Source organism: Micromonospora sp. BL1, from assembly GCF_003667485.1.
GTDB classification, from domain to species: Bacteria; Actinomycetota; Actinomycetes; order Mycobacteriales; family Micromonosporaceae; genus Micromonospora; species Micromonospora tulbaghiae.
Genome location: NZ_RCVK01000214.1, coordinates 1 through 26,468, shown reverse-complemented (window position 1 = coordinate 26,468; position 26,468 = coordinate 1). Strand labels below are relative to the sequence as shown.

The following is a 26,468-nucleotide window of genomic DNA, read 5'->3' as shown; positions in this document are numbered from 1 at the left end:
GCATTCCTGCCAACATCCGTCGATGGGCGATCCGGCCACGAACCGGGCCGCCCGGTAGGGAGCCAGACGATGCCCGACGTGTCCCTTCCCCGGCGGCGCGCGCTGCGTGCGCTCGCCGTCACGGCCGCCGCCGCGGCCTTCGCCGCCGCCGCCTCCACGCCCGCTCTCGCCGCGCCCACCGGGGAGATCCGGTACGCCGGCGCCGCGGACGCCGTCAGCGGCAGCTACGTGGTCGTGCTCAAGGGCGACGCGGTCGGCACCGCGAACACCCTCGCCGCCCGTACCGCCGTGCCGGACCGGGCCGCCGGCCTGGCCAAGCGCTACGGCGGCAACGTCGGCACGGTGTGGAGCTCCGCTCTCACCGGCTACAGCGCGAAGATGACGCCCGCCCAGGCCCGCCGGCTCGCCGCCGACCCGGCCGTCGCGTACGTCGAGCAGGACCGCGTCATGACCACCCAGGGCACCCAGACCGGTGCCACCTGGGGCCTGGACCGGATCGACCAGCGCAACCTGCCGCTGAACAGCACCTACACCTACCCGAACACCGCCAGCAACGTGCGCGCCTACATCATCGACACGGGCATCCGCACCACGCACAGCGACTTCGGCGGCCGGGCCACCTGGGGCACCAACACGGTCGACACCAACAACACCGACTGCAACGGCCACGGCACGCACGTCGCCGGCACCGTCGGCGGCACCAAGTACGGCGTGGCCAAGAGCGTGCGCCTGGTGGCCGTCAAGGTGCTCAACTGCTCCGGCAGCGGCACCACCGCCGGCGTGATCAGCGGCGTCAACTGGGTCACCTCGAACGCGGTTAAGCCGGCCGTGGCCAACATGAGCCTCGGCGGCGGCGCCAGCACCACGCTGGACAACGCGGTGGCCAACTCGATCAACTCCGGCATCACGTACGCGCTCGCGGCCGGCAACTCCAGCGCCAACGCGTGCAACTCGTCGCCCGCCCGGGTCGCCTCGGCGATCACGGTGGGCGCCACCACCAGCACCGACGCCCGTGCCTCCTACTCGAACTACGGCTCCTGCGTGGACATCTTCGCCCCGGGCTCGTCGATCACCTCGGCGTGGCGGACCAGCGACACCGCCACCAACTCGATCAGCGGCACCTCGATGGCGTCCCCGCACGTGGCCGGCGCGGCGGCGCTCGTGCTGTCCGCGAACACCTCCTACACCCCGGCTCAGGTGGCCAGCTACCTGACCAGCAACGCCACCACCGGCAAGGTGACCAGCCCGGGCTCGGGCTCGCCGAACCGGCTGCTCTTCGTCGTCAACTGACGACACGGGTGACCTGACCACACCGTGGGCCGCGGCCCGGTGGACCTCGCAGGGGTCCGCCGGGCCGCGTCACGTCGTCGGGGAGTCGGCGCCCGCGACCGGCGGGCGGGGCGGCAGGATGGTTCCCATGACGCTGTCACTGCCCATCGATCCCGAGGCCAACGAACTGCTGGCGCGCAGCCCGCTGGCCCTGCTCCTCGGCATGGTGCTGGACCAGCAGGTGCCGATGGAGAAGGCGTTCTCCTCCCCGTACGTGCTGGCGCAGCGGCTCGGCCACGAGCCCGACGCCGCGGAACTGGCCGGGTACGACCCGGAGGCGCTGGTGGAGATCTTCGCCCGGCCGCCCGCGCTGCATCGCTTTCCCAAGGCGATGGCGGCCCGTGTGCAGGAGGTGTGCCGGGCGCTCGTGGAGCGTTACGACGGCGACCCGGCCCGGCTCTGGTCCGACGTGACCGACGGCCGGGAACTGCTGCGCCGGGTGGGTGAGCTGCCCGGGTTCGGCCGGCAGAAGGCGCAGATCTTCGTCGCGCTGCTCGGCAAGCGGTTCGGGATCACCCCGGACGGCTGGCGCGAGGCGGCCGGTGACTACGGCGACGCGGACGCCCACCGGTCGGTCGCGGACGTGACCGATCCGGAGTCGCTGCGCCGGGTACGCGAGTTCAAGCAGCGGATGAAGGCGGAGGCGAAGGCCGCGAAGGGCTGATCCGCCGCCCGCCGCCGCAACCGGCCCGTCGCCGCTGTCGTTGGTCGCCAGGACGGGGGACGGGAGCGGACGATGACCGAGCAGCGGGGCGGGGCGCTGCTGCGTACCGCGTCCAGTCCCGGGCGGGCCACGTTCCTGGAGCTCTTCTTCGACCTGGTCTTCGTGTTCGCGCTGACCCGGGTCTCCCAGCGGCTGATCAACGGCCTCGACGGCTCCGCCGGCGCGGTGGCCGCCGAAGTGGGCAAGACCCTGCTGCTGTTCATGGTGCTGTGGCAGGTCTGGACGATCACCACCTGGGTGACCAGCCGGTACGAGCCGGAGCGCGTCGTCATCCAGGTCGTGGTGGTCGGCACCATGTTCGGCAGCCTGGTGCTGGGCGTGACGCTGCCCCGCGCCCTGGAGGAGCGGGCGCTGCCGTTCGCGCTCGCGTACGTGGTGGTGATGGTCGGCCGGCCGTTGCTGATCGCGGTGGCGTTGCGCGGCCACCCGCGGCGTCTGGTCCCGGTGCGGCTGGCCGCCTGGGCGGTGGCCAGCGCCCCGCTGTGGCTCGCCGGCGCCCTGATGCCCGGTCCCCGCCTGGCGCTGTGGGTCGTCGCGCTGGCGGTGGATCACCTCGGCACGTTCCTGGGCTGGCCGCTGCCGTGGATCGGGGCGTCGCGTATCCGGCAGTGGCTCGTCGCCGGGGAACACCTCGCCGAGCGCTACCAGCAGATCTTCCTCATCGCGCTGGGGGAGTCGATCCTGGTGATCGGCGTGACGTACAGCGGGAAGGAGTTCTCCGGTGAGGCTGCGGTGGCGTTCGCGATCTCGTTCGTGATCACGGCGCTGCTCTGGCGCATCTACTTCTACCGGGCCGGTCACCTGCTGGCGGAGGCGTTGCGGATGGCCGGCACGCCGGGGCGGCTGGCCGAGTCGGCCGCGCAGACCCACCTGTTCATGGTGCTCGGCGTGATCGGCGCCGCTGTCGGCTACGAGCTGGTCATCGCCCACCCGTACGACACGGTTCAGCCGAACTGGCTGGTCTTCGTGGCGGGCGGCCCCGCGCTGTTCCTGGCCGCCCGGTCCCGGTTCGAGTACGAGATCTTCGGCCGGGTGTCCCGCCCCCGGCTGGTCGGGCTGCTCGCCCTGGTGCTGCTCCTGCCCGCGTTGGCGGCCGTGCCGGCGATGTTCGCGCTCGGCGCGGTGGCTCTCGTGCTGGCGCTGGTCGCGTTCGCCGACGCCCGCCGGGCCTGGCACCGGCCGCCGGAGCCCTCCGCCTCACCGATCGGGCGGGAGGTGCTCGACGAGGCCGGCCCGGAGGCGTGAGCCGTCAGGCGGCGGTCGGGCGGGACAGCGACGCCAGCGCGCGGCGTACGTCGGCCAGCGAGACGGTGGCCGAGTCGTCCAGGTCGGCCAGGCCGGCCTCGATCCACTGCCGCATCAGTGTGGTCACCCCGATGCCGCGCGCGTCGGCGGCGGCGCGGACCCGCTCGTACGTCTCCAGCGGGAGCCGGACCGACCGGCTGACCATCGGCACGTCGGTGTCGGGGGTGGGCAGCTGCGCCGGTGACGTGTCGTCGATCAGGTCGGCGAACGCGTCGCCTCCGGAGTGGAACCGCTTGGTCGCCTCGTCACGGTGCATCGTGACCGCCTCCTCGTCGGCGTGAGTTCCGCACCGCCTCGTCGTAGCGCTTGGCCTCGACGTCGCTCAGCTCGCGGGCGGAGAGGATGTCCCAGTCGTTGTCGGTGCCGTCGGCCTCGGCCAGCAGCACGGCGAGCCGCCGGCCGCGGTGGTCGGTGGCGTAGACCACCATGACGTCGTCCCCGAGGTGGCGGATGACCCGGCGGTTGCTGTGCAGGGCCTCCCAGACTTCCCCGGGTGTGACGTCGTAGACCCGCAGGTTCGCCAGCGCCTCGTCGGTGAAGCTGAACCGGTTGGCCACGGGCGAAGCGTACCACGCACGTAACACGCACCGGCCTGTCACGATTTTCGCCGATCATCCGTCCGGAGTGACAGGATGGGCCCTATCCCCTCGTAGGAGGTCCGTGGTGAAGCGTCAGGCGTACCAGCCGATACTGATCACCGACGCCCCGCGCAGCCAGGACGACCAGCTCAACAGCCGGCAGAAGCGTTACGTGCTGATGATGGCCATCCGGGTCGCGTGTCTGGTGGCCGGCGCGATCCTGGTCGGCGCGAAGGCACCGCTGCTCTGGCTCTGGCTGCCGCTGTGCGCGCTCGGCATGGTGCTCGTGCCCTGGCTGGCGGTGCTGCTGGCGAACGACCGGCCGCCCAAGGAGGAGCACCGCCTGGCGAACCGGTTCCAGAACCGGCGCCGCGAGGAGCCCGCGCCCACGGCCCTCACCGCCGAGGAGAACCCGCACAAGATCATCGACGCCGAGCCCTGACCGGCCCGGGCGGAGCGCCGCCCGGACCGGCCGCCGGCGTCACGGCGCCGGGCGGGCACCCACTGTCGTCACGGCGAGCGCGCCCAGGTCACCGGCCCGGGCCAGCGCGGCACGCGGGTCGGCGCCGGCCAGCCACGCGGTGAGCAGCCCGGCCGCGAACGCGTCCCCGGCGCCGGTCACGTCCACCACGTCCACCCCGGGCGCGGGCGCGAACTCCACCACACCGCCGCGCTCCACCCACACCGCGCCCGCCGCGCCGCGCTTGACCACCACCCGGTGCGCCACCGCTGTGAGCGCCCGCGCCTGCGCCGCCGGGTCCAGCCCGCCGGCCAGCACCGTCGCCTCGTCCGTGTTGACCAGCAGCAGGTCGACGTCGCGTACCCAGGTCAGGAACGCCCCGCCGACGCGCCGCAGCGGCGCCGCGGACGCCGCGTCGACGCTGACGGTCAGCCCGCGCTCGCGGGCCGTGGCCAGCGCGCGCAGGCCGGCGCCGCGCGACCCGACGTCCAACAGGGTGTACGCGGACAGGTGCAGATGCCCGGCGTCGGGCGCGGCGGCCAGCGCCGCGTCCACGTGCCCGGCGGTCAGCCGCAGGTTCGCACCCCGCTGACTGATCATCGTGCGCTCCCCGTCGTGGGCGAGCACGATGACGGTGCCGGTCGGGTAGCCCTCGTGCCGCTCCACCGCGCACTCGACACCGATCCGGGTCAGCTCGGCCACCCGCTCCCGGCCGGTCTCGTCGTCGCCCACGGCGGCGACCAGCGTCACCGCCGCGCCCTGACCGGCGAGCCAGGCCGCGGTGTTCGCCGCCTGCCCGCCGCCGCTGAACCGGATCCCGGCCGCCGTGTCCGAGCCGGTCGCCAGCGGCCCGGACAGCACCGCGAGCACGTCGGTGATCACGTCGCCGACGACGACGATGCGCGGCCTCCCGCTCATGAGGTGGTCGCCGCGGCGACCGCGATCCGGGCCGCGAGATCGGCGTTGCGCAGGATGATCCGGACGTTCACCGCCAGGCTCGCGCCCTCGGTCGCGGAGTGGAAGTGCGACAGCAGGAACGGGGTGACCGCCTTGCCGGTGATCCCCTCGCGGGCCAGCGCCGCCAGTCCTTCGGCGAGCGTGCGGTCGTGCAGCGCCGGGTCGAGCTGCTCGTCGGCGGGCAGCGGGTTGGCCACCACCAGACCGCCGTGGTGCACGCCGTGCGCCGCGCGGGCGGCCAGCACGTCGGCCACCTGCTCCGGCGACTCGACCGACCAGTCCAGGTCGAAGCCCGCGTCGGTGAGGTAGAAGCCGGGGAACCGGCGGGTGCGGTAGCCGACCACGCCCACCCCGAGCGTCTCCAGCCGCTCCAGCGTGGCCCCCACGTCGAGGATCGACTTCACCCCGGCGCAGACCACGGCGATCGGCGTCCGGGCCAGCGTGACCAGGTCGGCCGACTCGTCGAACGTCTGCGCCGCCTCGCGGTGCACGCCGCCGAGCCCGCCGGTGGCGAACACGCCGATCCCGGCCGCCGCCGCGACCGCGCTCGTGGCCGCGACGGTGGTGGCGCCGTCCGCTCCGGTGGCCGCCGCCGGGGCCAGGTCGCGGACGGAGAGCTTGCTCACGCCGTCGACGGTGGCGAGCCGGGTGAGCTGGTCGTCGTCCAGCCCGACCCGCAGCCTGCCGGCGACCATGCCGATGGTGGCCGGCACCGCCCCGGCGTCCCGCACGGCCTGCTCGATCTCGCGCGCCACGCGCAGGTTGTCCGGCCGGGGCAGCCCGTGCGAGACGATCGTGCTCTCCAACGCCACGACCGGGCGGCCGTCCCGCAGGGCGTCGGCCACCTCACTACCGAGACTGATGTGAAAGTTGGTCACGTCGGCTACCGTACGGGCCGCCTCCGGCCGGGGCCCAGGTGGACCGGGGCGGACCGACCTGCAAAACTGGAACGCCGGAGGTGTAGTCGTGAGCACAGAGGTTCTCGAGCGTCCCGAGCTGAAGGACGCGGACACTGGTCCGGAGATGTTCCACTACGTCCGCAAGGAGAAGATCGCCGAGAGTGCCGTCATGGGCACCTACGTGGTCGCGCTCTGCGGCGAGACGTTCCCGGTCACCAAGGCGGCCAAGCCGGGCTCGCCGGTGTGCCCGAAGTGCAAGGAGATCTACGACTCGTACGCCGAGTGATCCCGGGCGGCTCCGCCGCCCCTGGACGTAACCTGCGGCGGTGACCACCTCCACCCCCCTTCTGCTCGCCGATCTGACCGGCGTGGCGGTCTTCGCCGCCTCCGGCGCCTCCGCGGCGGTGGCGAAACGGCTCGACCTGTTCGGGGTGGTCTTCGTCGGCGTGGTCGCCGCGCTCGGCGGCGGCATCTTCCGTGACCTGGCGATCGACGAGGTACCCCCGCTGGCGTTCGCCGACTGGCGCTACGCCGCCACCGCCGCAGTCGTCGCCGCGGCCGTGTTCTGGCTGCACCCCCAGCTCGCCCGGCTGCGCACCACGGTGCTGGTGCTCGACGCCGCCGGCCTCGGCCTGTTCACCGTCACCGGCACGCTCAAGGCCCTCGACGCCGCCGTCCCGGCCGTCGGCGCCTGCATGATCGGCATGCTCACCGCGATCGGCGGCGGGCTGGGCCGGGACCTGCTCACCGGCGAGATCCCGGTGGTGCTGCGCCGCGAGATCTACGCGCTGGCCGCGCTCGCCGGTTCGATCGCGGTGGCGCTGCTGTCGGCGTGCGGACAGGCCACCGCCGTGCCGCTCACCGGCGCCGCGATGTTCGTGTTCGGGCTGCGCCTGATCGCGCTGCGCCGCCGCTGGTCCGCACCGGTGGCGACGATGCGGCCGCCGCGCACCGGCACCCGGGGACCACTGCCCTGACCCGCCGTGCGCCGGGGTGGGCGGATGTGACAGGCGTGGCGTCGAGTGGGGCGTACGGCCCGCGCTGGTTATGCTGACCCCGGCCTTCGCGGCACCGGATGCGCGAGGGCGTTTTCATGGGCGGCGGCTCCCGTGGCCCCGGTCGGGCCCGCCGCCGTCCGCGGCGGAGAGGAGCTACGCGTGCCACCGCGGATGCCGGCGCTCGACACGTTCCCGCCCCTGCGCGCCTGGCAACGCAAGGCGCTCGTGGAATACCTGCGCCGCCGGACCGAGGACTTCACCGCGGTCGCCACGCCCGGCGCCGGTAAGACCACGTTCGCGCTGCGCATCGCCGCCGAGCTGCTCGCCGACGGCAGCGTCGAGGCGGTCACCGTGGTCGCGCCGACCGAGCACCTCAAGACCCAGTGGGCGCAGGCCGCCGCCCGGGTCGGCATCCAGCTCGACGCCGCGTTCCGCAACGCCGACCTGCACTCCGCGGCCGACTTCCACGGCGCGGTGGTCACCTACGCCCAGGTGGGCATGGCGCCGCAGGTGCACCGGCGCCGCACCATGACCCGCCGCACGCTCGTCATCCTCGACGAGATCCACCACGCCGGCGACTCCCGTACCTGGGGCGACGGTGTGAAGGCGGCGTTCGAGCCCGCGGTACGCCGGCTGATGCTCACCGGTACGCCGTTCCGCTCCGACGACAACCCGATCCCGTTCGTCAGCTACGAGCGCGGCGGCGACGGGCTGCTGCGCTCCCGCGCCGACTCGGTCTACGGCTACTCCGACGCGCTGCGCGACGGCGTGGTCCGGCCGGTGCTGTTCCTGGCGTACTCGGGGGAGACCCGGTGGCGCACCAACGCCGGCGAGGAACTGGCCGCCCGCCTCGGCGAGCCGATGACGCAGGACCTGATCGCCCAGGCGTGGCGTACCGCGCTCGACCCGGCCGGCGACTGGATGCCGCAGGTGCTGCGCGCCGCCGACGCCCGGCTCAGCGTGCTGCGGGCCAACGGCATGCCCGACGCGGGCGGCCTGGTCATCGCCAGCGACCAGCAGGTGGCCCGCTCGTACGCGAAGCTGCTGGAGCAGGTGACCGGTGAGAAGGCCGCCGTGGTGCTCTCCGACGACCAGGGCGCGTCCGCGCGGATCGCGACGTTCGCCGCCTCACAGCAACGGTGGCTGGTCGCGGTGCGGATGGTGTCCGAGGGCGTCGACATCCCCCGGCTCGCCGTCGGCGTGTACGCGACGAGCGCCAGCACCCCGCTGTACTTCGCGCAGGCGATCGGCCGGTTCGTCCGGGCCCGCCGCTCCGGCGAGACCGCGTCGGTCTTCCTGCCCAGCGTGCCGCACCTGCTCGGGCTCGCCAGCGAGATGGAGGCCGAGCGGGACCACGTGCTCGGCAAGCCGAAGGACCGCGAGGGCTTCGACGACGACCTGCTGGAGCGCGCCCAGCGCGACGACGGCGCCAGCGGGGAACTGGAGAAGCGTTTCGCCGCGCTCTCCGCGACCGCCGAGCTGGACCAGGTGATCTTCGACGGGGCCTCCTTCGGCACCGCCGCCCAGGCCGGCACGCCGGAGGAGGAGGAATACCTCGGCCTGCCCGGGCTGCTCACCGCCGACCAGGTTTCGCTGCTGCTCACCAAGCGGCAGGCCGAGCAGCTCGCCGCGCAGAAGCGCCGGGCCGCCCAGCGGACCGCTGAGCCGGCCGCTGCGGCCCCGGCGGCGGCGCCCCCACCGATGAGTGCCGCCCAGCGCCGCGTGGCGCTACGGCGGCAGCTGAACGCCCTGGTGGCCGCCCGGCACCACCACACCGGCCAGCCGCACGGCAAGATCCATGCCGAGCTGCGCCGGATCTGCGGCGGCCCGCCCAGCGCGCAGGCCACCATCGAGCAGCTCGAGGAGCGCATCGCCACCGTGCAGACCCTCTGACGGGTCGGCCGGGTCGCACCGGACACGAAAAACCGGCCGGAGGCTCCCCTTGCGGGTGCCTCCGGCCGGTCATGTCGGGTTATGGACTTCCTGTCGGACCTCAGTTCGCCATCAGATCGGCGCCACGCCAGCTGAACTCCGGGTCCGACGCGTAGCGCACGGTGATCTTCACGAGATCCTCCGCGTACTTGTTCGCGTGGTGCCCACAGAACACCAGCTCGCTCCCACCCGCCAGAGTGATCCGGAGCTTGCCGGCAGCATTGCAGCGGTCGCACCGTTCATCGGCGGCCGGGGGGCTCACCGTCTCGGGCGGCGGCGTGAGGGTCGGGGTCATCGCCTTCCTCCTCTGGTCGTCACCGATGAACACTCTCTTCGGTTGCTCACCTATCGTGCAACACCCATCTCGGGCCCTGCCTTCCCTGTGTGCCCGCGGGGGACCGAGGTCACACCTGGCGTGGAGGACAGTGTGCCGTGCACCAAGGGTGCCACGTCAACGATCACAAACAGGCAACCGACCGATCACCAAAGAGTGTTGTACGGCTGGTGATCAAACCGGCACGATTTGTTGACGTGCGCGGTCAGTCCAGGTAGTCGCGGAGCACCTGGGAACGCGAGGGGTGCCGCAACTTGGACATGGTCTTGGATTCGATCTGCCGGATGCGTTCCCGGGTCACGCCGTACACCTGGCCGATCTCGTCCAGAGTGCGCGGCTGGCCGTCGGTGAGGCCGAAACGCAGCCGCACCACGCCCGCCTCACGCTCGGACAGCGTCTGGAGGACCTGCTGGAGCTGGTCCTGCAGCAGCGAGAACGACACCGCGTCGACCGCGACGACCGCCTCGGAGTCCTCGATGAAGTCGCCGAGCTGGCTGTCACCCTCGTCGCCGATGGTCTGGTCGAGCGAGATGGGCTCCCGGGCGTACTGCTGGATCTCCAGCACCTTCTCCGGTGTGATGTCCATCTCCTTGGCCAGCTCCTCCGGGGTGGGCTCGCGGCCCAGGTCCTGGAGCAGCTCGCGCTGGATCCGGCCGAGCTTGTTGATCACCTCGACCATGTGCACCGGGATGCGGATGGTGCGGGCCTGGTCGGCCATGGCGCGGGTGATGGCCTGGCGGATCCACCAGGTGGCGTAGGTGGAGAACTTGTAGCCCTTGGTGTAGTCGAACTTCTCGACGGCGCGGATGAGGCCGAGGTTGCCTTCCTGGATGAGGTCGAGGAAGGCCATGCCGCGACCGGTGTAGCGCTTGGCCAGCGAGACCACCAGGCGGAGGTTCGCCTCCAGCAGGTGGTTCTTGGCCCGCTCGCCGTCCCGGGAGATCCACATCAGGTCGCGCTGGAGGTCGCGGACCAGCTTCTCCTCGCCCTCGTCGGCGGCGCGCAGCCGCTCGGCGGCGTAGAGGCCGGCCTCGATCCGCTTGGCCAGCTCGACCTCCTGCTCGGCGTTGAGCAGCGGCACCTTGCCGATCTGCTTCAGGTACGCCCGCACGGAGTCGGCGGAGGCGGTCAGCTCGGCGTCCCGGCGCGCCTGCTTGAGCGCCTCGGACTCCTCGTCGTCCCACTCGAAGTCGTTGTCGGTGGCGGAGCTGGCCGCGTCGGCCTCGGCGGCCTGGGTCAGCTCGGCCGGCTCCTCGACCACCACGTCCTCGATCTCGGCGGCCAGCTCCTCCGGGTCGATCTCACCGTCGGGGCCCTCGGCCTTGCCGCCGGCCTTGGCCGGCTTGGCCGCGGCGGTCTTCGCCGCCACCGTGGCCTTGGTGGCGCGGGTCGCCTTGGTGGCCTTCGCCGGGGCCGCGGCCTTGGCCACGTCGGCGGTGGTGGCCTTGCGCGCGGTCGCCTTCCGGGGGGCCGGTGCGGGCGACTCGTCGGCGGCGGGCGCCTGCTTCGGGGCGGGCGCGGCGGCCTTCTTGGTGGTCTTGGCGGTGGTGGCGCGGGAGGCCGGGGTGGCGGACCGGGCGGCGGCGACGCGGCGGCGGGTGCTCGCCGAGCCGTCCACCACCACCGTCACGCCCGCCTCGGAGAGCGCGCGGAGGATCTTCTTGGCCTGGGCCGGGGTCACCTCAGCGGACTCGACGGTGCGCGCGAGCTGGGCCGACGTGAGCTGGCCGCCGGCGCTCTGCGCGTGGGCGATCAGGGTGTCGGTGAGCGAGCGAACGTCGGCGCCGGTCTGGCGGGGATCTGTCACGAAGACCTTCCGGAGGCGAAAGAGCGAGCACGGCCGGGTCGTCCGGCGCAGCATGGGACGGCCGCGCCGGGCGAGTCGTTGAGGACCCCCGTGTCCCGGGCCGTCCGGTCGCTGGCGGTCCGTGGCGCGTGGGCAGGGTGAATTGTAACGCCGTCTGCCGCGATCATCCCGCGCCGCACGGCGGACCTGCGGTCCGGGACCGCAGATTCGGCGCAGATGTGGACTTTGTAAGGATGATACCCGCGCACGAGACGGCCGGTCCCGATCGTGCCGGAAGGGGAGAGACATGATCACCTCGACGCCCACGGCGCGGGAGTTGCTCACGATCGCTGTCGACGTGGCCCGGGAGGCCGCCGCCACCGCGTACCGGATGCGGGTCGAGGGCGTCTCGGTGGCCGCGACCAAGAGCACTGTGACCGACGTGGTCACCGCCGCCGACCGGGCGGTGGAACGGCAGGTGGTCGCCGCGCTGCGGCAGCGGCGGCCCGGCGACGCGGTGCTGGGCGAGGAGTACGGCGCGGGCGAGACCGGCCCCGCCGACCCCGACGGCGTGCGCTGGATCCTCGACCCGATCGACGGAACCGTGAACTACCTGTACGGGCTGCCGTACTGCGCCGTCTCGCTGGCCGCCGAGGTGGCCGGCGAGGTGGTCGCCGGGGTGGTCCGCAACGTCGTCACCGGCGAGGAGTGGACCGCGACGCTGGGCGGCGGCGCCTGGCGCGACGGGCAGCGGCTGCACGGCTCCACCGCGACCGACCTCGGGCAGGCGCTCGTCGCCACCGGTTTCGGCTACGACGCCGGCCGCCGGGCCCACCAGGCGCGGGTGGTGACCGAGCTGATCCCGCACATCCGGGACATCCGCCGGATGGGCGCCGCCGCGCTCGACCTCTGCCTGGCCGCCGAGGGGCGGGTGGACGCGTACTACGAGAAGGGCCTGGCCGACTGGGACCTGGCCGCCGGCGGGCTGGTCGCCCGGGAGGCCGGGCTGCTGGTGACCGGCCTGTCCGGCCGCCCGCCCGGCCCGGACCTGGTGCTCGCCGCGCCGCCGGCGCTGCACGGGCCGCTGCACGACCGGCTGGTCGACCTGGACGCCTCCGGCGGGCCGTGACGGCGCCGCACACGCGACAGGGCGGCCTCCCCGGAGGGAGACCGCCCTGTGCCGTCGTCGCGCCGCCGCCTACTTCTCGATCGGCATCGGGCAGGTCTCGGGCGGCGCCTGCGGCGCGCCCAGGTCGCCGAGCGACTGGTTGACCTCGGTGGTGGTGGCGAGCTGCTGGAACTGGTTGCCCAGGACCACGTCGACCACGTCGTCCTTGCGGTTCGCGTCGAACTTCTGGTCGGCCTCGTTGAGGAAGTACGCGCGCAGCAGGTGCGCCGAGCCCACGGCCTTGGGCCCGAACCGCAACTGGGCCACGCCGTCGAACGCCTTGGCCTCGTTGCCGACCTTCTTGACCTGGAACTTGCGGTTGCGGAAGTCGTCCGCGACGCTGCCGGCCCGGCCTGCCTCGTCGGTGGCGTTGTAGACGTTGATCTTGACGTCCTTCTGTTCCCGCAGTCGCAGGTCGACCAGCGGCCAGCCGTCCGGGCAGGCGGCCGCCGTACCGGCTGTGCCCTGGCTGTCCTTCAGCACGGCGACGACCACGAAGACCAGGGCGACGACCGCCAGCAGTCCGACGACAACGAGTGCCCGCACTCGCGCAAAACTCATCCTGGGCGCTCCCCGGACAGTGATTGGGTGGTGGCGGGCGACGCGGTCGGGCCGCGACCTGTCGGCCGTCCAGTACGCCGCTGAGGTTAACGCTTGTCCGGCTCAGGCGTGGAAACAGTCCGACATACCGGCGCGCCACGCGGTGAACCGGTAGGACTACCCCTATCTTCGTGTCGCCTGAGTCACATTGGGAACAACTTCGGGCGCAGAGGCGTACATCTCTCCCGCGAGGGCGGTATACATGCCTCGCCCACAGGGGGGGTAAGGTTCCGCGCTCACCGGGGGCATTTCGCACCGGCGAGCCCGGCCCACCGCTCGTCGGGTCGGGTGCCCGACAGAGATGGTGGCCGGTCAGGGGAACCGAAACGGCGTCGTCCGGCGTTACAACCGGCAGCGACAATATCGATATTGGAGAGTGAAACCGATGGCCACCGACTACGACGCCCCGCGTCGCGACGAGGTCGACCTCGGCGAGGACAGCCTGGAAGAGCTCAAGGCCCGGCGGGTCGACTCACAGTCGGGCGCCGTGGACGTCGACGAGGCCGAGGTGGCCGAGAGCTTCGAGCTGCCCGGCGCCGATCTGGCCGACGAGGAGCTCACGGTCAAGGTCCTCCCGATGCAGCAGGACGAGTTCCGGTGCGCCCGCTGCTTCCTGGTCCACCACCGCAGCCAGCTGGCGGTCGAGCGCAACGGCGACCTGATCTGCCGCGAGTGCGTCTGATCCCGACCGAGGACACCAGCGGCGGCCTCCTCGACGGGGCCGCCGCTGTTCGAGCCGCCGCCGTGCGCGTGCGGCCGATTGCTGCTTGACTCGTTACGGGCGGCTGCCACGCCGCGCGGAGCGGGAGGGCGGACGGGTGAGCGAGCGCAGCGAGGGGACCGGCGCCGACCGGACCCCGGCTCCGGCGGCGAGGCCGGCACCGACCGGGCCGGACGTGACAGCGGCCGGACCGGACAGGGGCCCGGACGGCGCGGGCACGACACCCGATCCGACCGGCCCGGACACCGAGGAGCTGGGTGCCACCGTCGCCGCCCTGACCGCCGACGACATCGCGCCGGCCCGCCGGCGCCAACTGCTGACCCGGCTGGTCGGGCAGGCCCGGGCCCGGGGGATCACCGACCTGTTCAAGCCCCGTGCCGCGGTGCGCTGGATGACCGACACCGTCGCCGAGGTCGCCCCGCACGTGCCGATCCGCGACCTCGCCACGCTGCGGCGGCACTTCCCCGGCCTGGACGACGACGCGCTCGCCGACCGGCTGGTCCGTAACGCGTCCCGCGCCACCGCCGGGGTCGGCGCCGCGGGCGGCGGGGTGGCCGCGGTCGAGTGGGCGGTCACGCCCACGCTGCTCTCCGCGCCCGTGCTGCTGGCCGCCGAGACGGTGGCCGTGGTGGCGATCGAGCTGAAGCTGATCGGCGAGCTGCACGAGGTCCACCGGGTGCCGCTGCCGGCCGGCGGCGCCGGCCGTGCCGTGGCGCTCGTGCAGTCCTGGGCCACCCAGCGGGGGGTCAACCCGATGATGCCGGGCGTCGGGGTGAGCGCGGTGCTCGGCACCGCCGCCCGCCGCGAACTGCGGGACAGCCTGATGCGCCGCTTCGGGCGCAACCTCACCACGCTCGGGCCGTTCCTGACCGGCGCCGCCGTGGCCGGGTACCTCAACCGCCGGGCCACCCGCGCGCTCGGCGAGCAACTGCGCAAGGACCTGCGGCGCACCGCGCGTGCCCTGCCGGAGGCGCCGTCCTGACCGTGCGGGCCGGGCGGCAGCAGGTCAGGCCGCGTCGCGGGCGGCCAGCAGGGCGGTCGCCAGCTGGACCGGGTGCCGGGTGCTGACCACCCAGAACGGCGTCGGGTCGGCCGGGTCGTCCAGCACCACCTGCACGGCGCCGCCGATCCACGGGCGCTGCACCACGAAGGCGAGCGGGTCGGAGCCGACGCCGAGCACCTCGCGCCGGCCGGCCGCGTCCAGCGGCACCACGTCCGCGACGTACCGCACCGGCAGGTGGGCGTCGTCCACCCGCAGCTCGCCGTCGCGCACCTCGACCCGGATCCGGCCCAGCCACCACAGGGCGGCCACCGCGGCCGGGATCAGCAGCACGAACGGCAGCCAGGCGCGCACCCCGGTCGCGCCCATCCACAGCTCGACCGCGAGCAGGCCGGCCGCGGCCAGCCCGAGCGGCCACGCCCACCAGGGCAGCCCGAGGCGCTCCGCGTACGGCGCGGCGGTGGCCGTCGGGGCGGCCGGAGATGACGACTGACGCACACAGACGAGGGTACGGCGCGGGAGCGGCCCGGCAACCGGCAGGATGGCAGGGGCACCCCGCAGGACCGGACGGAAGAGGATGACCGTGACAGACGTCGTACCCGTGCCCGTACGGCTGCTCGACCCGGAGCTGCCACTGCCGGCGTACGCCCATCCCGGCGACGCCGGGGCGGACCTGGTGGCCGCCGCGGACGTCGAGCTGCCCCCCGGCGGCCGGGCCCTGGTGCCCACCGGCGTGGCGGTGGCGCTGCCGGACGGCTACGTCGGGCTGGTGCACCCGCGATCCGGACTCGCCGCCAGACTCGGCGTGACGGTGCTCAACGCGCCCGGTACGGTCGACGCCGGCTACCGGGGTGAGATCCTGGTCAACCTGATCAACCACGATCGGGACACGCCGGCGAAGATCAGCCGGGGCGACCGCATCGCGCAGCTCGTGGTCCAGCGGGTCGCCCGGGCCGAGTTCCGGCCGGTGGCCGAGCTGCCCGGGTCCCGGCGTGGCACGGGCGGGCACGGGTCCACCGGCGGGCACGCCGGGCTGGTCCCGGCGCCGTCCGGCGGGCAGAGCGAAGAGGTGGCAGGGTGAGTGTGAACAGCGGAGGGTGGGCGCAGTGATCTTCTCCCGGAAGCGGGCCGACGAGGCGCGTGACAATGGGGTCCTCGACGCCGAGGAGACCCCGTCGGCGCCGGACCGCGGCCCGTACGACGTCAGCGAGGCACCCGAGGCGCCTCGCCTCGACCTGGGCAGCCTGCAGATCCCGGCGGTGCCGGACGTCGAGGTGCGGGTGCAGGCCGACCCGCAGGGCGTGATCCAGCAGGTCGTGCTGGTGCACGGGCAGAACGCGCTCCAGCTCGGCGTCTTCGCCGCACCCCGTTCCGAGGGCATCTGGGACGAGGTGCGCGAGGAGATCCGCCAGTCGCTGGTGAGCGACGGCGCGACCGTCCAGGAGGTCGAGGGGGAGCACGGGCCCGAGCTGCGCGCCCGGGTGCGTACTCCGGACGGGCCGACCGACCTGCGGTTCGTCGGCATCGACGGCCCGCGCTGGATGGTGCGCGGCGTCTTCCAGGGCGCGGCCGCCGCTGACCCGGCCTCCGCCGGCCCGCTCGCGGCCTGCCTGGACGGCCTGGTCGTCGACCGCGGCCAGGAGGCCAAGCCGGTGCGCGAGCCGCTGCCGCTGCGGCTGCCCCGCGAGGTCGCCGAGCAGCAGGCCGCCGACGCGCAGGAGGTCTGATCCACGACGTGCACGGGCCCGGCGCGGAACGGCGCCGGGCCCGCGGCGTGTCCGGTCCCGGCCGGCGGTACGCGCCGCGCCGCTCCCGCCGGCGGGCCACTGCGCGTACGCTGGCGGGACGGTTCCGCCGCCCGCGGGGCCCCGCTGTGGAGAGGGTGACGCGGAGGTCATGACGACCGACGAGAGCCGGGGGTCGCTGCGGCGGCTCCTGCACCGGCTCACCGCGAGCGAGGCCGAGATCGAGGCGCAGGAGCTGCGCCGGGAGAGCGCCGAGTCCGGCGGCACGCCCGCCCACCAGTGCAACAGGGGTCAGGTGGTGTCGGTGGCCGGGCGGCTGCGTACCGTCGTCTACACGCCCCGCACGAACCTGCCCACGCTGGAAGCCGACCTCTACGACGGCAACGACGTGGTGACACTGGTCTGGCTGGGCCGCCGGCACATCGCCGGGATCGAACCGGGCCGGCACCTGACCGCGCGCGGCCGGGTGGCGGTGCGCGACGACCGCAAGGTGATCTACAACCCGTACTACGAGCTGGAGTCGCCGAAGTGACGACCGGACAGCAGCAGACCCCGCCCGGCCTCGGCCCGCAGGACGAGGAGCGGCTGCCCAGCCTCGCCGAGCAGATGGCCGACCAGCTCGGCGGATGGCGCGGGCTGGTCGAGTCGAGCATCCCGGTGGTGGTCTTCGTGGTCGCCAACGTGATCGGGGAGCTGCGCCCCGCCGTGTACGCCTCGGTGGCGGTCGCGCTGCTGATCGCCGGGCTGCGGCTGGCCCAGCGCAAGCCGGTGCGGCACGCGGTCAACGGGCTGTTCGGTGTCGGCATCGGCGCGCTGCTGGCGCTGCGCACGGGCGACGAGCGCGACTTCTACCTGCCGGGCATCCTCTACGGCATCGGGTACGGCCTGGCGCTGCTGCTGTCGGCCGCGATCCGGCAGCCGCTGGTCGGCTGGATCTGGTCGGTGCTGGTGGCCAAGGGCCGCTCCGAGTGGCGCGACGACCCCAAGCTGGTGCGCACCTTCACCCAGCTCACCGTGCTCTGGGGCGTGGTGTGGCTGGCCAAGGTCGGCGTACAGGCCGGGCTCTACCTGGCCCACCAGGACACCGCGCTCGGCGTGGCCCGGCTCGCCCTGGGCTACCCGCCGTACGCGCTGCTGCTGCTGATCACGGTGTGGGTGGTGCGCCGGGTCACCCGGGAGACCGCACCCACCCCGCTGCCCGGCTCCTGAGGCCGCCGCCTCAGGAGCGGTCCCGGTGCCGGTCCGCGCTCGTCGGGCCGAGGATCACCGCGCGCACGTCGTCCTCCACCGCCGCGGTGCAGACGAACACCAGCTCGTCGCCGGCCTCGATCGGGTCGTCCGGCGTCGGCACCAGCACCCGCTTGCCGCGTACGATCGCCACCAGCGCCGCGTCCCGGGGGATCGGCACCGCGTGGATCGGCTGCCCCACGTAGGGCGCGGTCGGCGGCAGCGTGATCTCGACCAGGTTCGCCTCGCCCTGCCGGAACGTCATCAGCCGGACCAGGTCGCCGACGGTGACCGCCTCCTCGACCAGCGCCGCCATCACCCGCGGCTTGCTCACCGCGACGTCCACGCCCCACTGCTCGGTGAACAGCCACTCGTTCTCCGCGCGGTTGACCCGGGCCACCACGCGGGGCACCGCGAACTCGGTCTTGGCCAGCAGCGACACCACCAGGTTGACCTTGTCGTCGCCGGTGGCGGCCACCACCACGTCGCAGCCGGCCACGTTGGCCTCCTCCAGGCTGGCCAGCTCACAGGCGTCGGCGAGCACCCAGTCGGCGGCCGGCACCCGGTCGGGCCGCAGCATCTTCGGCTGCCGCTCGATCAGCATCACCTGGTGGCCGTTGTCGATCAGCTCCTGGGCGATCGAGCGGCCCACGTTGCCGGCGCCGGCGATGGCGATCCGCATGGCTCAGTGCCCCCCTTCCGGCGGCGCCGCCGCCACCGACGTGACCGGGCCGTTGATGTCGTCGGTCACCAGCATGTAGACCTGGTCACCCTCCTGGATCACCGTGGAGGCGGTGGGCAGGGTGCCGATCCCGAACCGGTTCAGGTAGGCGACCCGGGCACCGACGGCCTGCTCCAGCTGCCGCAGCGGCCGGCCGATCCAGTCCTTGTGCACCGGCACCTCGATGATCGAGACGGTGCTCGTCGGGTCGCGGAAGATCTCCACGTTGCCCTCGGGGACCAGGTGGCGCAGCATCCGGTCGGCGGTCCACCGGACGGTCGCCACGGTGGGGATGCCGAGGCGCTCGTAGACCTGGGCGCGACGCTGGTCGTAGATGCGGGCCGCCACCCGGGACACGCCGAACGTCTCCCGGGCCAGCCGGGCCGAGATGATGTTGGAGTTGTCGCCGCTGGACACCGCCGCGAACGCGTCGGCCCGCTCGATGCCGGCCTGGCGCAGCACCTCGCCGTCGAAGCCGGCGCCGGTGACGGTGATGCCGGCGAAGTCGGGCCCGAGACGGCGGAACGCGTCCGCGTCCTGGTCGATCACCGCCACCGAGTGGCCACGCGCCTCCAGGCTGTGGGCCAGGGTCGACCCGACCCGGCCGCAGCCCATGATCACCACATGCACGGTGTCCGCTCCTCCCACGGCGCCGCCCGCCGACCCGTCGTCTGCGAGCCTGCCACGTCCCTCTGCCGGACGGGGGACCGAACCGTACCGCGCGGCCGCGTGCGGGGGAGATCGACCACCCCCGCGCCCCGGACCCGGTGGTCGTACGCTTGGCGGTTGTGGCCCGACCCACCTCGCTGCTGAAGCGACTCCTCCTCGGTCGACCGTTCCGGTCCGACCGCCTCCAGCACACGCTGCTGCCGAAGCGCATCGCGCTGCCGGTCTTCGCCTCGGATGCGCTCTCCAGCGTGGCGTACGCCCCGGACGAGATCCTCCTGACGCTGTCCATCGCCGGCGCCTCGGCGTTCATCTTCTCGCCGTGGGTCGCGCTCGCGGTCGTCGTGGTCATGCTGACTGTGGTGGCGAGCTACCGGCAGAACGTGCACGCCTACCCCTCCGGCGGCGGCGACTACGAGGTGGCGACGGTCAACCTCGGTCCCAAGGCCGGCCTCGCGGTGGCGAGCGCGCTGCTCGTCGACTACGTGCTCACCGTCGCCGTCTCGGTCTCCTCCGGCGTGGCGAACCTCGGCTCGGTGGTGCCGTTCGTGGCCACCCACAAGGTGCTCATCGCGGTCAGCGCGGTGGTGCTGCTCACCGCGATCAACCTGCGCGGCCTGCGCGAGTCGGGCACCGCCTTCGCCATCCCCACGTACGGCTTCGTGATCGTGATCGGCGGCATGCTGCTGACCGGGCTGGTCCGCGTCTTCGTGCTCGGCGACGACCTGCGCGCGCCGAGCGCCGGACTGGAGATCCAGGCCGAGCACAGCGTCACCGGGTTCGCGCTGGTGTTCCTGCTGCTGCGCACGTTCTCCTCCGGCTGCGCCGCGCTCACCGGCGTGGAGGCGATCTCCAACGGCGTACCGGCGTTCAAGAGCCCGAAGTCGAAGAACGCGGCGACCACGCTGCTGCTGCTCGGCGGCATCGCGGTGGCCATGCTCGTCGGCATCATCTGGCTGGCCCGCCTCACCGGCCTCCAGTTCGTCGAGGATCCGCGCACGCAGATCATCTCCGGCCCGGACGGGTACGTGCAGAAGACGGTCACCACCCAGCTCGGCGAGACCGTCTTCGGCGGCGGCTCGGTGCTGCTGTACGTGGTCGCCGGGATGACCGCGCTGATCCTGTTCCTGGCCGCGAACACCGCCTTCAACGGCTTCCCGGTGCTCGGCTCGATCCTCGCGCAGGACCGCTACCTGCCCCGCCAGCTGCACACCCGCGGTGACCGGCTGGCGTTCTCCAACGGCATCCTGTTCCTGGCCGTCTTCGCGGTGGTGCTGATCGTCGGCTTCCAGGCCGAGGTGACCAAGCTCATCCAGCTCTACATCGTCGGGGTGTTCGTCTCGTTCACGCTCTCCCAGGCCGGCATGATCCGGCACTGGAACCGGCACCTGCGCCGCGAGCGGGACCCGGAGGCGCGCCGCCGGATGATCCGCTCCCGGGCGATCAACACGTTCGGCATGGTCATGACCGGCGTCGTGCTGATCATCGTGCTGGCCACCAAGTTCCTGCTCGGCGCCTGGATCGCGATCGTCGCGATGGCCGTGATGTACGTGGTGATGCTCGGCATCCGCCGCCACTACGACCGGATCGCCGAGGAGCTGGAGCCGACCGAGCAGCGGGCCGTCCTGCCCGCCCGCAACCACGCCATCGTGCTGGTCAGCAAGCTGCACAAGCCGACGCTGCGGGCCGTCGCGTACGCCCGGGCCACCCGGCCGGACACGCTCACCGCGGTCACCGTGAACGTGGACGAGCAGGACACCCGCGACCTCCAGGCCGACTGGGAGCGCCGCGAGCTGCCGGTGCCGCTCACCGTGATCGACTCCCCGTACCGGGAGATCACCCGCCCGATCCTCAACTTCGTCGCGTCGGTGCGCCGGGAGTCGCCGCGCGACGTGGTCACCGTCTTCATTCCCGAGTACGTGGTGGGGCGCTGGTGGGAGAACCTGCTGCACAACCAGAGCGCGCTGCGGCTCAAGGGCCGGCTGCTGTTCGAGCCGGGCGTGATGGTGACCAGCGTGCCCTGGCAGCTCGCCTCCACCGCCAGCAAGAACCTGGACCGGCTGGACGCCACGCTGAGCCGCGGGCCGGCGCGCGGCCCCCGGGTGGCGCCGCAGAGCACGCTGCCGCCGCCGGTGGCGTCCACCCCCTCCGCCGAGCCGGAGGAGCGCTCGTGAGCGCCGTGGAGCGGTCTGGGCCTGCGTCGCCGGCCGGGCGGCCCGGTGCCGCGTCGACGGACCGGCCCGGCCCTGCGTCGGCGGACCGGCCCGGCCCTGCGTCGGCGGACCGGCCCGGGCTGGAGGAGGCCGAGCGGGTCGAGCTGACCGTCGACGCCGTCGCGCCGGGCGGGCACTGCGTGGCCCGGGTCGGCGGTCAGGTGGTCTTCGTCCGGCACGCGCTGCCCGGCGAGCGGGTCGTGGCCGAGGTGACCGAGCTGCACCGGGGCTTCGCCCGCGCCGACGCGGTGGAGATCCTGGACGCCTCGCCGGACCGGGTCACCCCGCCCTGCCCGTACGCCCGGCCCGGCGCGTGCGGCGGCTGCGACCTCCAGCACGTCGCCCCGGCCGCCCAGCTCGACTGGAAGCTGGCGGTGGTGCGCGAACAGCTCACCCGGCTGGGCGGCCTCACCGCCGAGCAGGTCGACGCGCTCGGCGTACGCGTCGAGGCGCTGCCCGGCGGGCCGCTGGGCTGGCGTTCCCGGGTCCGCTACGCGGTCGACGCGGCCGGCCGGGCGGGGCTGCTCAAGCACCGCTCGCACGAGGTGGTGCCGATCGAGCGGTGCCTGATCGCGCACCCGGCGATCCAGGAGCTGCCGGTGCTCCCGCCCACCGGTGCCCGCTGGCCGGACGCCGACGCGGTGGAGACGGTCGCCAGCACCGGCGGGGACGTCGCCGTGGTCGCGTACACCGACGGGGTTCCGACGGCGGTGAGCGGGCCGGAGCGGGTCCGGGAGACGGCGGCCGGGCGGACCTTCACGCTGCCCGCCTCCGGGTTCTGGCAGGTGCACCCGGCGGCGGCGGACGCGCTGACCGGCGCGGTCCTCGACCTGCTCGACCCGCGGCCCGGCGAGACGGCCTGGGATCTGTACGGCGGGGCCGGCCTGTTCGCCGCCGCGCTCGCCGGACGGGTCGGCGGCGCCCGGGTGACGCTCGTCGAGTCGGCGCCGGACGGCGTGGCCGCGGCCCGGGAGAACCTGGCCGACCTGGCCGGCGTCGAGGTGGTGGCGGCCCGGGTGGAGACCGCGCTGTCCCGGCGGCGGATCACCGGCCCGGTCGACCTGGTGGTGCTCGACCCGCCGCGCTCCGGCGCGGGCGCCCCGGTGGTCCGTGCCGTGGCGGCCGCCGGGCCGCGCGCGGTCGCGTACGTGGCCTGCGACCCGGCCGCGTTCGCCCGCGACGTGCGCACGTTCGCCGACGCGGGCTGGCGGCTGGCCGCGCTGCGCGGCTTCGACCTGTTCCCGATGACCCAGCACGTGGAGCTGGTGGGCCTGTTCCTGCCTGGCTAGCCTGACCCGATGAAGATCGTCGGGCTGATGTCGGGCACGTCCTACGACGGCGTGGACGTGGTCGCGGCCGAGTTCACCGCCGACGGCGACACGCTGCGGCTGCGGCCGCTCGGGCACCGGGAGCTGGCGTACCCGGACGACCTGCGGGCCGAGATCGGCGCGCTGCTGCCCCCGGCGGCCACCACGATCGAGGCGGTCTGCCGGCTGGACAACCGGCTCGGCGAGGCGTTCGCGGAGGCGGCGGCCGTCGGCGTCGAGCTGGCCGGGGGAGCGGCCGACGCGGTCGTGTCGCCCGGCCAGACGGTCTTCCACTGGGTCGAGGACGGCCGGGTGCGCGGCACGCTCCAGCTCGGCGCGCCGGCCCGGGTGGCCGCCCGGGTGGGCGTACCGGTGCTGCACGACCTGCGCTCGGCGGACGTGGCGGCCGGCGGCCAGGGCGCGCCGCTGGTCCCGGCGTTCGACGCGCTGCTGCTCGACCCGGCTGCCTCCCCGCGCGCACCGGGGGGCGCGGCCGCCGGGGCCCGCGCCGCGTTGAACCTCGGCGGAATCGCGAACCTCACAGTGGTCGCGCCCGGCGCGCCCGTCCTCGGGTACGACGTGGGCCCGGCCAACGCGCTGCTGGACGCCGCCGCCCGGCGCTTCCTGGACCGGCCCTGCGACGTCGACGGCGTCCGCGCCGCGGCCGGCCGGGTGCACGAGGCGCTGCTGGCCCGGCTGCTCGCCGAGCCGTACTACGCCGCGCCGCCGCCCAAGTCGACCGGCAAGGAGCTGTTCCACGGCGGCTACCTGGACGCCGCGCTGGCCGCGCTCGGCGAGCCGGTGGCCGCCGACGACGTGCTGGCCACGCTCACCGAGCTGACCGCCCGCACGGTGGCCGACGCCTGCGACCGGCACCGGGTGACCGAGGTGGTGGCCGCCGGCGGGGGAGTGCGCAATCCCACACTCCGGGCGCGGCTGGCCGCGCTGGGCGGAGGGCGCTGGCGGCTGCGCACCACCGACGAGCTGGGCGTGCCCGCCCAGGCGAAGGAGGCGTACGCGTTCGCGCTGCTGGGCTGGCTGTCCTGGCACGGGCTGCCGGGCGCGGTGCCGTCGGTGACCGGGGCGTCCCGGGCCGCCGTGCTCGGCTCCTGGGCCCCGGCCGGGCCGTCCGCCGCCGCGCCGCGCCCACCCGCCCCGAGGCGGCTGGTGGTGGCCGCCTGACCTGGGTCGATGCACGGCCGGGCTGCGGACTGTTCGGCGGCCGATAGACTCTCCGGTCATGAGTGTTGAAGAGGGCACGGCCAACCACGGTCGGCTGCTGGGCACCGTCCACGGCCCGCAGGACGTGAAGCGGATGACCGCCGAGCAGCTGGACATCCTCGCCGCCGAGATCCGTGACTTCCTGATCGCCAAGGTCTCCCGCACCGGCGGCCACGTCGGCCCCAACCTCGGTGTGGTCGAACTGACCCTGGCGATGCACCGGGTCTTCGACTCCCCGCGTGACCGGCTCCTCTTCGACACCGGCCACCAGGCGTACGTGCACAAGATCCTCACCGGCCGGCAGGAGGGCTTCGACAAGCTCCGCCAGCGCGGTGGCCTCTCCGGCTACCCCAGCCAGGCCGAGAGCGAGCACGACCTGATCGAGAACTCGCACGCCTCCACCGCCCTGTCGTACGCCGACGGCCTGGCCAAGGCGTACGCGCTGCGCGGCGAGAAGCGGTCCGTGGTCGCCGTGGTCGGCGACGGCGCGCTCACCGGCGGCATGTGCTGGGAGGCGCTGAACAACATCGCCACCGCCGGCAACCCGCTGGTGATCGTGGTCAACGACAACGGCCGGTCCTACTCGCCGACCATCGGCGGCCTCGCCGACCACCTGTCGTCGCTGCGGCTCAACCCCGGCTACGAGAAGGTGCTCGACACGGTCAAGGACGCGCTGGGCAACACCCCGTTCGTCGGCAAGCCGATGTACGAGGTGCTGCACGCGGTCAAGAAGGGCATCAAGGACGCGGTCGCCCCGCAGGCCATGTTCGAGGACCTCGGCATCAAGTACGTCGGCCCGGTCGACGGCCACGACGTACCGGCGGTCGAGGCGGCCCTGCGCGCCGCGAAGAACTTCGGCGGCCCGGTCATCGTGCACGCGGTCACCCGCAAGGGCTACGGCTACCGTCCCGCCGAGGACGACGAGGCCGACTGCCTGCACGGTCCCGGCGCGTTCGACGCCGAGACCGGCAAGCTGCTCGCCGTGCCGTCGGTGAAGTGGACGAACGTCTTCGCCGACGAGCTGGTCGCGATCGCCGACGAGCGGCCCGACGTGGTCGGCATCACCGCCGCCATGGCCGAGCCCACCGGCATCGCCACGCTCGCCCGCAAGTACCCGGAGCGGGTGTACGACGTCGGCATCGCCGAGCAGCACGCGGCCACCTCCGCCGCCGGCCTCGCCATGGGCGGGCTGCACCCGGTCGTCGCGGTCTACGCCACGTTCCTCAACCGCGCGTTCGACCAGGTGCTGCTGGACGTGGCCATGCACAAGCTGCCGGTCACGTTCGTGCTGGACCGGGCCGGCATCACCGGCCCGGACGGGCCCAGCCACTACGGCATCTGGGACATGTCCGTCTTCGGCGTGGTGCCCGGCCTGCGGATCGCCGCGCCCCGCGACTCGGCCACGCTGCGCGAGGAACTGCGCGAGGCGGTCGCCGTGGACGACGGCCCGACCATCCTGCGCTTCCCGACCGGCACCGTCGCCGCCGACCTGCCCGCCGTGCGCCGGGTCGGTCCGGTCGACGTGCTGGCCGAGTCGGCGCGTACCGACGTGCTGCTGGTCGCGGTCGGCTCGTTCGCCGGCCTCGGCGTGGAGATCGCGGCCCGCGTCGCCGAGCAGGGCTACGGCGTCACGGTCGTCGACCCGCGCTGGGTGCGCCCGGTGCCGGCCGAACTGGTCGAGCTGGCCGCCGGTCACCGGCTCGTGGTCACCGTCGAGGACGGCGTGCGCATCGGCGGCGTCGGTTCCGCGCTGGCCCAGGCGATGCGCGACGCCGACGTCCGCGTACCGGTCAAGGACATGGGCGTACCGGCCGATTGGCACCCGCACGGCACCCGCGCGCAGATCCTGGCCGACCTGCGGCTGACCGCACAGGACGTGGCGCGCGACGTCACCGGCTGGATCTCCGGCCTGGACGCCGCCCCGGTCGACCCGGCCACGAACGGAGCCCGAGCCCAGAGCTGACCCGCCCCGCGCGCGCCTCGGTCGCCACCCGCGTCGATCTTGCACTTGCGGCCCTCCTGATGTCGGCTTCGCCCGATTACGGAGGGCCGCAATCGCAAGATCGCGGGGGCCTTGACGTGGAGGGAGGGCTCGTGGAGGTGCGGGAGGCGGGGCTCGGGGATCTTTTGGGGATCGTCGAGGTGCACAGCCGGGCGCGGGTCGCCTACTACGGGGCCGGCGGGCTGCCGATCGGGGACATCCTCACTCCGGAGCTGGCCCGGGAACAGCGGGAGGGCTGGGCGGCGGCGATCACCTCGGCGCACAAGCGGGTGCGGTGCGCCATCGTGGACGGTGTGCTGGCCGGGGTGCTCGCCATGGGGCCGCCGCACTCGTCCGACCTGGATCCGCGGACGACCGCGCAGCTCTACCAGATCCACGTCGACCCGGAGATGTGGGGACGAGGCGTGGGGAGTGCGCTGCACGCGCTGTTCGTACGTCACCTGGCGGACGAGGGGTTGGCGCTGGGCGTGCTGGAGGTGTGGGAGCGCAACACCCGGGCCCGCGCCTTCTACACGCGCCACGGATGGCGCCCCGACGGCACCTCCCGCCCCGGCCCAGCCGAGACCCCCTACGTG

General features: G+C 73.8%; 29 protein-coding genes. 19 read left to right on the top strand and 10 right to left on the bottom strand.

Annotated elements, in window-relative coordinates; translation table 11 throughout:
• Window positions 1-69: 69 nt before the first annotated feature.
• The 3 genes from EAD96_RS11895 (at window position 70) to EAD96_RS11885 (ending at window position 3,298) form a co-directional block, all read left to right on the top strand.
• Complete coding sequence (locus tag EAD96_RS11895) at window positions 70-1,290, top strand: S8 family peptidase (protein ID WP_120571034.1); 1,221 nt, start codon at window positions 70-72, stop codon at window positions 1,288-1,290.
• A 118-nt stretch (window positions 1,291-1,408) separates the two neighbouring features.
• A complete protein-coding gene (locus tag EAD96_RS11890) occupies window positions 1,409-1,993 on the top strand; it encodes an HhH-GPD-type base excision DNA repair protein (protein ID WP_121684291.1) in 585 nt (194 codons plus the stop codon).
• A 72-nt stretch (window positions 1,994-2,065) separates the two neighbouring features.
• Complete coding sequence (locus tag EAD96_RS11885) at window positions 2,066-3,298, top strand: low temperature requirement protein A (RefSeq protein WP_121684290.1); 1,233 nt, start codon at window positions 2,066-2,068, stop codon at window positions 3,296-3,298.
• Between the two features lie 4 nt (window positions 3,299-3,302).
• Here EAD96_RS11885 and EAD96_RS11880 read toward each other — a convergent pair whose 3' ends face one another.
• Both EAD96_RS11880 and EAD96_RS11875 read right to left on the bottom strand, forming a co-directional pair.
• On the bottom strand, window positions 3,303-3,614 hold the full coding sequence (locus tag EAD96_RS11880) for a hypothetical protein (RefSeq protein ID WP_121684289.1): 312 nt from the start codon (window positions 3,612-3,614) through the stop codon (window positions 3,303-3,305).
• Window positions 3,604-3,915 (bottom strand): hypothetical protein, encoded by a 312-nt coding sequence (locus tag EAD96_RS11875; protein WP_216932656.1) that lies wholly within the window; start codon window positions 3,913-3,915, stop codon window positions 3,604-3,606. The genes EAD96_RS11880 and EAD96_RS11875 overlap by 11 nt, the downstream gene beginning before the upstream one ends.
• Window positions 3,916-4,021: 106 nt before the next feature.
• On the opposite strand from EAD96_RS11875, the gene EAD96_RS11870 reads away from it, so the two are divergent.
• Window positions 4,022-4,378, top strand: coding sequence for a DUF3099 domain-containing protein (locus EAD96_RS11870; protein ID WP_013284780.1), 357 nt, complete (start codon window positions 4,022-4,024; stop codon window positions 4,376-4,378).
• 39 nt (window positions 4,379-4,417) lie between these two features.
• On the opposite strand, the gene EAD96_RS11865 is transcribed toward EAD96_RS11870, so the two are convergent.
• On the bottom strand, window positions 4,418-5,314 hold the full coding sequence (locus EAD96_RS11865; protein ID WP_120571029.1) for a carbohydrate kinase family protein: 897 nt from the start codon (window positions 5,312-5,314) through the stop codon (window positions 4,418-4,420).
• Window positions 5,311-6,231 (bottom strand): pseudouridine-5'-phosphate glycosidase, encoded by a 921-nt coding sequence (locus EAD96_RS11860; protein WP_120571028.1) that lies wholly within the window; start codon window positions 6,229-6,231, stop codon window positions 5,311-5,313. The genes EAD96_RS11865 and EAD96_RS11860 overlap by 4 nt, the downstream gene beginning before the upstream one ends.
• 88 nt (window positions 6,232-6,319) lie before the next feature.
• On the opposite strand from EAD96_RS11860, the gene EAD96_RS11855 reads away from it, so the two are divergent.
• The 3 genes from EAD96_RS11855 (at window position 6,320) to EAD96_RS11845 (ending at window position 9,143) form a co-directional block, all read left to right on the top strand.
• A complete protein-coding gene (locus EAD96_RS11855) occupies window positions 6,320-6,538 on the top strand; it encodes a DUF3039 domain-containing protein (RefSeq protein WP_013284783.1) in 219 nt (72 codons plus the stop codon).
• A gap of 40 nt (window positions 6,539-6,578) precedes the next feature.
• The gene (locus EAD96_RS11850) at window positions 6,579-7,229 is read left to right on the top strand and encodes a trimeric intracellular cation channel family protein (RefSeq protein ID WP_120571027.1); all 651 of its coding nucleotides are present in this window, start codon (window positions 6,579-6,581) and stop codon (window positions 7,227-7,229) included.
• 192 nt (window positions 7,230-7,421) lie between these two features.
• Window positions 7,422-9,143: a DEAD/DEAH box helicase gene (locus EAD96_RS11845; protein ID WP_120573908.1), complete on the top strand. Its 1,722-nt coding sequence runs from the start codon at window positions 7,422-7,424 to the stop codon at window positions 9,141-9,143.
• A 100-nt stretch (window positions 9,144-9,243) separates the two neighbouring features.
• Here EAD96_RS11845 and EAD96_RS11840 read toward each other — a convergent pair whose 3' ends face one another.
• Window positions 9,244-9,477, bottom strand: a complete 234-nt coding sequence (locus tag EAD96_RS11840) for a hypothetical protein (protein WP_013284786.1) — start codon at window positions 9,475-9,477, stop codon at window positions 9,244-9,246.
• 244 nt (window positions 9,478-9,721) lie between these two features.
• Window positions 9,722-11,323 carry an RNA polymerase sigma factor gene (locus tag EAD96_RS11835; protein ID WP_121684303.1) on the bottom strand — a complete coding sequence of 534 codons (1,602 nt, stop codon included), beginning with the start codon at window positions 11,321-11,323 and terminating at the stop codon, window positions 9,722-9,724.
• A gap of 286 nt (window positions 11,324-11,609) precedes the next feature.
• Here EAD96_RS11835 and EAD96_RS11830 point away from each other — a divergent pair, with 286 nt between their 5' ends.
• Window positions 11,610-12,431: an inositol monophosphatase family protein gene (locus tag EAD96_RS11830; protein WP_121684287.1), complete on the top strand. Its 822-nt coding sequence runs from the start codon at window positions 11,610-11,612 to the stop codon at window positions 12,429-12,431.
• A gap of 69 nt (window positions 12,432-12,500) precedes the next feature.
• Here the strand turns inward: EAD96_RS11830 and EAD96_RS11825 are convergent, their stop codons facing one another.
• Window positions 12,501-13,016, bottom strand: coding sequence for a LytR C-terminal domain-containing protein (locus EAD96_RS11825; RefSeq protein WP_199733148.1), 516 nt, complete (start codon window positions 13,014-13,016; stop codon window positions 12,501-12,503).
• A gap of 439 nt (window positions 13,017-13,455) precedes the next feature.
• On the opposite strand from EAD96_RS11825, the gene EAD96_RS11820 reads away from it, so the two are divergent.
• Together EAD96_RS11820 and EAD96_RS11815 are read left to right on the top strand one after the other, a co-directional pair.
• Window positions 13,456-13,752, top strand: a complete 297-nt coding sequence (locus EAD96_RS11820; RefSeq protein WP_013284790.1) for a DUF4193 domain-containing protein — start codon at window positions 13,456-13,458, stop codon at window positions 13,750-13,752.
• Between the two features lie 292 nt (window positions 13,753-14,044).
• Complete coding sequence (locus EAD96_RS11815) at window positions 14,045-14,773, top strand: hypothetical protein (protein ID WP_176739835.1); 729 nt, start codon at window positions 14,045-14,047, stop codon at window positions 14,771-14,773.
• Window positions 14,774-14,797: 24 nt separating this feature from the next.
• On the opposite strand, the gene EAD96_RS11810 is transcribed toward EAD96_RS11815, so the two are convergent.
• Window positions 14,798-15,289: a DUF3093 domain-containing protein gene (locus EAD96_RS11810; protein WP_121684285.1), complete on the bottom strand. Its 492-nt coding sequence runs from the start codon at window positions 15,287-15,289 to the stop codon at window positions 14,798-14,800.
• A gap of 85 nt (window positions 15,290-15,374) precedes the next feature.
• Here EAD96_RS11810 and dut point away from each other — a divergent pair, with 85 nt between their 5' ends.
• The 4 genes from dut (at window position 15,375) to EAD96_RS11790 (ending at window position 17,745) form a co-directional block, all read left to right on the top strand.
• Window positions 15,375-15,872, top strand: a complete 498-nt coding sequence (gene dut, locus EAD96_RS11805) for a dUTP diphosphatase (RefSeq protein ID WP_199733147.1) — start codon at window positions 15,375-15,377, stop codon at window positions 15,870-15,872.
• Between the two features lie 25 nt (window positions 15,873-15,897).
• Window positions 15,898-16,518, top strand: a complete 621-nt coding sequence (locus EAD96_RS11800) for a DUF3710 domain-containing protein (RefSeq protein WP_120571022.1) — start codon at window positions 15,898-15,900, stop codon at window positions 16,516-16,518.
• A 169-nt stretch (window positions 16,519-16,687) separates the two neighbouring features.
• Window positions 16,688-17,068 (top strand): OB-fold nucleic acid binding domain-containing protein, encoded by a 381-nt coding sequence (locus tag EAD96_RS11795; RefSeq protein ID WP_013284795.1) that lies wholly within the window; start codon window positions 16,688-16,690, stop codon window positions 17,066-17,068.
• A complete protein-coding gene (locus EAD96_RS11790; RefSeq protein WP_120571021.1) occupies window positions 17,065-17,745 on the top strand; it encodes a DUF3159 domain-containing protein in 681 nt (226 codons plus the stop codon). The genes EAD96_RS11795 and EAD96_RS11790 overlap by 4 nt, the downstream gene beginning before the upstream one ends.
• Before the next feature lie 10 nt (window positions 17,746-17,755).
• On the opposite strand, the gene EAD96_RS11785 is transcribed toward EAD96_RS11790, so the two are convergent.
• Together EAD96_RS11785 and EAD96_RS11780 are read right to left on the bottom strand one after the other, a co-directional pair.
• Complete coding sequence (locus EAD96_RS11785) at window positions 17,756-18,445, bottom strand: TrkA family potassium uptake protein (protein ID WP_120571020.1); 690 nt, start codon at window positions 18,443-18,445, stop codon at window positions 17,756-17,758.
• A gap of 3 nt (window positions 18,446-18,448) precedes the next feature.
• Window positions 18,449-19,114, bottom strand: coding sequence for a TrkA family potassium uptake protein (locus tag EAD96_RS11780; protein ID WP_120571019.1), 666 nt, complete (start codon window positions 19,112-19,114; stop codon window positions 18,449-18,451).
• 158 nt (window positions 19,115-19,272) lie between these two features.
• Here EAD96_RS11780 and EAD96_RS11775 point away from each other — a divergent pair, with 158 nt between their 5' ends.
• The 5 genes from EAD96_RS11775 to EAD96_RS11755 form a co-directional block, all read left to right on the top strand.
• The gene (locus EAD96_RS11775; protein WP_121684284.1) at window positions 19,273-21,324 is read left to right on the top strand and encodes an APC family permease; all 2,052 of its coding nucleotides are present in this window, start codon (window positions 19,273-19,275) and stop codon (window positions 21,322-21,324) included.
• 119 nt (window positions 21,325-21,443) lie between these two features.
• On the top strand, window positions 21,444-22,652 hold the full coding sequence (locus EAD96_RS11770) for a class I SAM-dependent RNA methyltransferase (protein ID WP_121684301.1): 1,209 nt from the start codon (window positions 21,444-21,446) through the stop codon (window positions 22,650-22,652).
• Window positions 22,653-22,661: 9 nt separating this feature from the next.
• Window positions 22,662-23,852, top strand: coding sequence for an anhydro-N-acetylmuramic acid kinase (locus EAD96_RS11765; protein WP_121684283.1), 1,191 nt, complete (start codon window positions 22,662-22,664; stop codon window positions 23,850-23,852).
• Window positions 23,853-23,910: 58 nt separating this feature from the next.
• The gene (gene dxs, locus EAD96_RS11760) at window positions 23,911-25,854 is read left to right on the top strand and encodes a 1-deoxy-D-xylulose-5-phosphate synthase (protein WP_121684282.1); all 1,944 of its coding nucleotides are present in this window, start codon (window positions 23,911-23,913) and stop codon (window positions 25,852-25,854) included.
• Window positions 25,855-25,985: 131 nt separating this feature from the next.
• On the top strand, window positions 25,986-26,468 hold a 483-nt coding region (locus EAD96_RS11755), incomplete at its 3' end, for a GNAT family N-acetyltransferase (RefSeq protein WP_233585659.1).